The following is a 6095-nucleotide window of genomic DNA, read 5'->3' on the forward strand; positions in this document are numbered from 1 at the left end:
GCTGAGCCATCATGAAAATACTGATCATTGAAGACGAACAGTTGGGCGTAGAGCGCCTGACCCGTCATTTGCTTGCCATTGATAGCACTATTGAAATTGTAGGCTGTTTAAGGAGCATTGAAGAGTCTGTGAAGTGGCTGCGTACTCAGCCTCATCCCGAACTCATCCTGATGGATATTGAACTCACCGACGGGCAAAGCTTTGAGATTTTCAACCAGGTGAAAGTGCAGAGTGCTGTCATCTTTACGACATCCTATGATGAGTATGCACTCAAGGCTTTTAAGGTTAACAGCATTGACTATCTGCTCAAACCGGTTAAAAAAGACGAACTAGCTGCAAGTCTCAACAAGTACCGTCAGATTCATGGACCCAAAGCGGCTCCTGCTTTTAACATTGAATCTTTGATCCAACAACTGCAGCAGCCACAGTCGCGTACCTACCGTTCCCGCTTTCTGGTCAAGCATCTGCAAAGGCTCCTTTCGGTAGAAGTGAGTGAAATCGCCTACTTCTTTGCTGAAGAACGGATCAGCTTTTTCGTGACCTGGACCAACCGCAAATATGTGGTAGACTATACGCTGGAAGAACTTGCCGATATGCTTGATCCGCAGGATTTTTTCCGGGTCAACCGGGCTTTCATCGTGCATGTAAAATCCGTGACACACATTCAAAACTTTTTCAACGGAAAACTGGCCCTGGATTTAAACCCTCCCACCGACAAGCAGGTGACCGTCAGCAAGGAAAAAGCCTCTGAGTTTAAAGCCTGGATGGGCAAATAAGCCCTTTATCCGGAATAAGCGTGATTTCATGTCACCAAATTTCCGTTTCATACACTTCCACATTGTCGCTGTAGGACAAACTATTGACCTTTGCCTCATCCTATTTTACTGAAAACACATGATCCCATGAAAACCATTTGTAAGACAAACGCCACAAGCGTTTTTACGGCCCTCGGCCTCAGTTTTTTCATCCTGCTGATCAGTTCAGGATTTTATACCATCCCGCAGCATGCGATGGAAAACTCTCTATTTGATCAGTTGGGCATCAGCCAGACTGAGGCTGAACTGAAGATACAAAACTCTATGCTGGGTGGTTACCTGGACCAGCAAGGGGTTACCAAAGCCAAACACATTCTACAGAAAGATCGCGCTGCCGTCACCCTTGACCTGCTCAACTACGCCAAAGCCTATCTGTCGGCTCCGGCATTCACAGAAGCTTATGCCTCCCTGCGCCAACAATCTCAGCCAGAGAAGCAGACACTGCAAACCCCAGAAGCACTGCAGGCAGAAATGATCAGCCGTCTTCAGCAGGCCGTAGCAGACACCGAAACAAGTCTGAAAAATGCAGATGCCTCGCTGAAAGCTGTTTTTGAGTCGGTGCTGGCGGATACCAAGCAAGCCCTTAAGGATGCAGAAGATCCCAACAATGCCCAGATGATGGCCTACCGCCAAAACTATGAGGAGATGCTGAAGATCAACGAGCAGGTATATCAGCAGCAACTGGCAGGCTGGGAAGAACACTACCCTGCCGATCATCATGAGTTCATCAAAAAGCGGCTTCAGCTATTTTTGGAAGAAAGCCAGGACATTGATTTTTCTGCCGAGCTGACAGAGAAAGACAAAAAAATGGTGTTTGTCAATCCGGACTATGAAGCCAAAGGCAAGCGCTGGAAAATGGGTTACCGTGCCGGAAAAGAAGTGGTGCAGACTGCCAGAACGTATGTGGAAGACTGGTTAAAAGAAATATCCTAATCACCTTTTAGCCTCTTTCCCATGGAGTTACCAACAGGATACCATTGCTTCCATTCCAATGCCTTCTTCAATTATCAGCTGAATCGCTGGTATGCACTGGGTTTTGCCAGAAAAGAGGACATGATAAGTATTGGAAGAAAGATCAGGACAGCACAGGATTATGTGCGGGAATTCACCAGCGCATGTGATCGGGCCATAGAGGAAGGGCGTCTGAAAAATGCAGCCACCTACTGCCGGGCCAGCGAGTTTCTGATGGAGCCTGCTGACCCCAAAAAAATAGCCACCTATGATAAGTTTGTGGAATTATTTGACCAGGCATTGGCAGATGAAAAGTATGAAAGACATCAGGTCCCTTATGCGAACTATTATTTATCTGCCATCCGATTTCCTGCTCAGACCGCACAAGCGAAAGGCACACTCATCGGCATCGGGGGTTTTGATTCCTTCATTGAAGATTTTTTGAGCTTCTGGAAGTTCTTTGCCGAAAACGGATACGATGTCATTGCTTTTGAAGGTCCCGGCCAGGGCGGCAGCCTGCGTACCCATCAGCTGGCATTTGACCATGACTGGGAAAAACCTACGGCTGCGGTGCTTGATTATTTCAGGCTTGATCAGGTGACGGCACTGGGCATCTCCATGGGAGGCTATTGGGTGCTGCGGGCAGCTGCTTTTGAAAAAAGAATTCAGCAGCTAATCGCCATGCCTCCTGTCTACGACTGGCTGGAACTGACCCATACATTCAACAAAAAACTGGTGAACGGGCTGCTGAAGAAGAAAAAGATAATGAACTTTCTGATCAAACTAAAAATGCGCAATCTGGTGATCAGGCATACCATCCAAAACACCTTGTTTCTGAGTCAGCAAAAGGAACCTGTGGAAGCGGTAGCGTGGATGCTGGGTATGAACAAAAACCACCTGCACAGCCATCTGGTAGATCAGCATGTACTGCTGCTTGGCGGTGAACAGGATGCTTTTCAGCCTCCGCTGCTGCTGCAAAAGCAGAAAGCAGCTTTGATAAACGCAGCCTCAGTTAGCGTAAGAATTTTCAGCAAATCCGAGCAGGCTGAGCAGCATTGTCAGATTGGCAACATTGGCCTAGCCCTGGAAAGTATGTTGCACTGGATGACTAAAACAATAATTTGACACCAAACTCTATCAATACCTTCTCCTATGAAACTCATATGTATTTTTCTATTGATCCTTTTCCCCCTCTTTTCCTGGGCACAGGACAATGAGGTGAAGAATTCCTTCAGCCTGGGCTGGAGCGGTAGCAGCATAGCCCGGCAGGATCTGATCTTTTCTCCCTTCGTCCACCGGGATTTCTCCACCCTGGGCCTGACGATTGCCTATCAGCGGAAAGGTGACATTATGCATCAGGTGGAAGTACATTTCAACAGCCTTGCCCCTGCTTATCACGAATCCTATTCTTTTTATGAGGATGAAGAACAGTATACCGCTCAAGCCCATCAGTTTACACTGATCAGACTCAATTATCTTATGGGCAAAAGGCTTTTTCAGAACGAAAAAATAAAGTTTTGGACAGGGGGCGCTTTGGTCTCTGACTTGCAGGCACTGAATTATCAGTATGGGCGGATCAGCTATTTCGGGTATTATCTCAGTGCTGGCTTGGGCGTATTTGCCAGATTTGAGTATTTCCTCAATGCCAAACAGGGCTTTTTCGTCCAGCTGAGATTGCCCCTGGTTTCCTGGATGGCGCGCTCTCCCTACGCCATCAACGATGATGAATTTATTGAAAATATCTCCTCCCATCGCACCTTGAAAACACTGGGTGCACTCTGGTCAGACGGTGAGTTAGTCAGCTGGAATAGCTTGCAATACGGAGATATTCGTCTGAACTACTTTTACCATCTATCAGAGAAATGGAAAGTAGAGGCAGGTTATGGCTATTCGTTTATCCACAGCGAGGAACCCCGGCCTATGACCTCCAGACTCCATCAGTTTCAGATCGTCGGAACCCTTAACTTTTAAACTGCCATGAAAACCATATTCCCATTACTATTATTACTACTGTTGTTCTCTGCCTGTGAAACAGATTTTGAGCCTGAACCTCAAAACAATCCGGAGGCTGTGTTTGAAGATCTCTGGCAAAATTTCAATACCTTGTATGCCCCTTTTGAAGAAAGAGGAGTAGACTGGCAGGAGCAGTACCATATTTACCGCCCCCAGGTACATGCACAAACCACAGATGATGCTTTGTTCGCGATTCTATCCAACCTCCTAGCCAGCCTTGACGACGGACATGTGAGCCTGACGGCACCCGGAAGAGAGGTGTTTTTTTCCAATGAGATTCGTCGTCTTCAGCTAGATGATGCCTTGTTTGATCTAGCGGTGATCACCGATCATTACCTGGAAGCGGGTTATCAGAGGGGGACGGACGACAGCTATGTGTATGGCAGGCTCAAAAACACCAATTTGGGCTATATCTTTTTTGATTATGTAGGAGACAATTTCAACGTCATGGACGAATTTCTGGACAAATACAAAGAGGCGGATGGCTATGTCATTGACCTGAGACACAATCAGGGGGGCGACTTCACTTATGCTTTTCCGCAGATCGGCCGCTTTACCGATGAAAAAAGACTGGTCTTTGAGAGTAAAACCAAAAACGGAGCAGGAGAAGACGACTATACCGACTGGCATACCTGGCACCTGGAACCCAGAGGAAATTATGTAGACAAAGCCCTGGTGGTCCTGACAGACCGCTACACCATCAGCGCAGGAGAAAGAGCGGTAATGGCTTTCAAAACACTGCCTCAGGTAACCTTCGTTGGAGACACAACCAGCGGGGCACAGGGAACCATGATCGGCAGGGAACTGGCCAATGGATGGTTTTATTCACTGGTGCCTCAGAAAACGAAGTTATATGACGGGCAATCTTACGAAGGCATTGGCCTGAGTCCTGATTTGTATGTGAAAAATACTTCGGCGGAATTATCATCCGGAACAGATGCCGTACTGGAAGCAGGCATGGAAGTGCTGAAATAAAGTGCAGAGATAGCATAAATTACCACTGATTCGTAACATAATAACCATATAAACATGGAAACACTGAATTTTTCTGCACCTAACCTGGGAATTTTAGTTCTGACATTGCTCTGTATAACAGGCATAGCCCTAGCTACGCATCAAGCAAAAAGCAGGATTCGGGATCGGACTTATTTTAAAAAGGTATATGTTTTTTACGGTATTTTTTTCCTTTCCGTCCTCCTCCTGATTGGCTTAAGTGTATCCGGCTTTTTTTACAATTTTACCGCCCTTCCTCCTCGAAGCGGCGTACTCTTGCTGGTTTTTCTAAGTTTCATCCTATTCCTTTCGTTGCAGAAGATGCAGCGTGGCTTGAAACTTCTGCTGGTACTTCCTGCTCATTGGCTGGTAGTATGTCAGGTGTATCGTCTGGGCGCAGAACTGATTCTGGCGGGCCTGTATGCGGAGAATATCGTCCCCAGAGAACTCACATGGTACGGAAGAAACTTTGATATGTTCGTGGCTTTGTTTGCCATTCCTGTTGCCTTGCTTTTGTGGAAGAAATACAGGCATGCCTATTCCATCGCGCTGCTGTTCAATGGGTTTAGTCTTCTGTCGCTGGCAAATATCCTGTTCATCGCCTTTTTTTCTTTACCCTCACCTTTCCAAAAGTATGAGACCAACTTATTAACTTCTTATTTTCCGGGAATACTGATTCCGGCTTTTCTGGCCCCTCTTGCCGTGTACATCAGTATTGTATCGCTCAAACAATGTCTGTATTTATCAGCAAAAGGAGCAGCTAAGGTTCAAGTAGGGCTGCTTGAGGATTGACTTAAAATTTCTGCGTGTAATATTCGCTTGTAAGTTAATAGGATGGCAGTGCGATGGATATCTGCTATGTTATAGTTTCCCACTGATATTGGGAAATAGTAAGTTTATAAAACGAAGCTTTAATAAAGTTAATCTGAATAATGAGTAGTATAAGGTCCGAGAGCTTATTACCTCTGCATCTTAGATTTATTGACCAACAAAACCCTTCAAATTTTAAGATTTGAAGAGTTTTGTTGCTAAGCCCTTCATTTTATTTACCGATTCTTATAACTTAGGTAACCTATTCGGTGCCCCATTGAAGTATTTTTGAAATGGGGGGGGCACCGAATAATCTAAGAGCATATTGGAAAATTCTGTTTGGCTTTTATGCCATTCTGTTGACAATAATTTGACAGTTCTGCCACAGTACCCAAGCTTCTGCGCTCCGGGTGGTTTTTTCATGGGGGCGGCCCCGCAATGCCGTTTAGTTAAGCGTCACATAGCCCTTCTGTAGTTGTGCCAAGTTTGATATTTACCTCGTCGTTTGTTCCT

General features: G+C 45.9%; 6 protein-coding genes. All 6 read left to right on the top strand.

The genetic code is table 11. From position 1 onward, the window contains the following. Positions 1–11: 11 nt before the first annotated feature. Complete coding sequence (locus WJR50_RS30015) at positions 12–776, top strand: LytR/AlgR family response regulator transcription factor (protein WP_341297027.1); 765 nt, start codon at positions 12–14, stop codon at positions 774–776. Positions 777–902: 126 nt separating this feature from the next. Then, a complete protein-coding gene (locus tag WJR50_RS30020) occupies positions 903–1748 on the top strand; it encodes a hypothetical protein (RefSeq protein ID WP_341297028.1) in 846 nt (281 codons plus the stop codon). 21 nt (positions 1749–1769) lie between these two features. Next, complete coding sequence (locus WJR50_RS30025; RefSeq protein WP_341297029.1) at positions 1770–2891, top strand: alpha/beta hydrolase; 1122 nt, start codon at positions 1770–1772, stop codon at positions 2889–2891. Between the two features lie 27 nt (positions 2892–2918). Further along, on the top strand, positions 2919–3737 hold the full coding sequence (locus tag WJR50_RS30030; protein WP_341297030.1) for a hypothetical protein: 819 nt from the start codon (positions 2919–2921) through the stop codon (positions 3735–3737). 6 nt (positions 3738–3743) lie between these two features. Next, entirely contained in the window at positions 3744–4754 is a 1011-nt protein-coding gene (locus WJR50_RS30035) for a S41 family peptidase (RefSeq protein WP_341297031.1), read from the top strand. Between the two features lie 54 nt (positions 4755–4808). After that, positions 4809–5564, top strand: coding sequence for a hypothetical protein (locus WJR50_RS30040; protein ID WP_341297032.1), 756 nt, complete (start codon positions 4809–4811; stop codon positions 5562–5564). Positions 5565–6095 lie beyond the last annotated feature (531 nt).

The organism is Catalinimonas locisalis (genome assembly GCF_038039535.1).
Lineage (GTDB): Bacteria > Bacteroidota > Bacteroidia > Cytophagales > Cyclobacteriaceae > Catalinimonas.

What these genes read in the sequence shown, in the direction of transcription:
- WJR50_RS30015 (WP_341297027.1), top strand. Translation starts at nt 12, where the DNA reads ATGAAAATACTGATCATTGAAGACGAACAGTTGGGCGTAGAGCGCCTG.
- WJR50_RS30020 (WP_341297028.1), top strand. Translation starts at nt 903, where the DNA reads ATGAAAACCATTTGTAAGACAAACGCCACAAGCGTTTTTACGGCCCTC.
- WJR50_RS30025 (WP_341297029.1), top strand. Translation starts at nt 1,770, where the DNA reads ATGGAGTTACCAACAGGATACCATTGCTTCCATTCCAATGCCTTCTTC.
- WJR50_RS30030 (WP_341297030.1), top strand. Translation starts at nt 2,919, where the DNA reads ATGAAACTCATATGTATTTTTCTATTGATCCTTTTCCCCCTCTTTTCC.
- WJR50_RS30035 (WP_341297031.1), top strand. Translation starts at nt 3,744, where the DNA reads ATGAAAACCATATTCCCATTACTATTATTACTACTGTTGTTCTCTGCC.
- WJR50_RS30040 (WP_341297032.1), top strand. Translation starts at nt 4,809, where the DNA reads ATGGAAACACTGAATTTTTCTGCACCTAACCTGGGAATTTTAGTTCTG.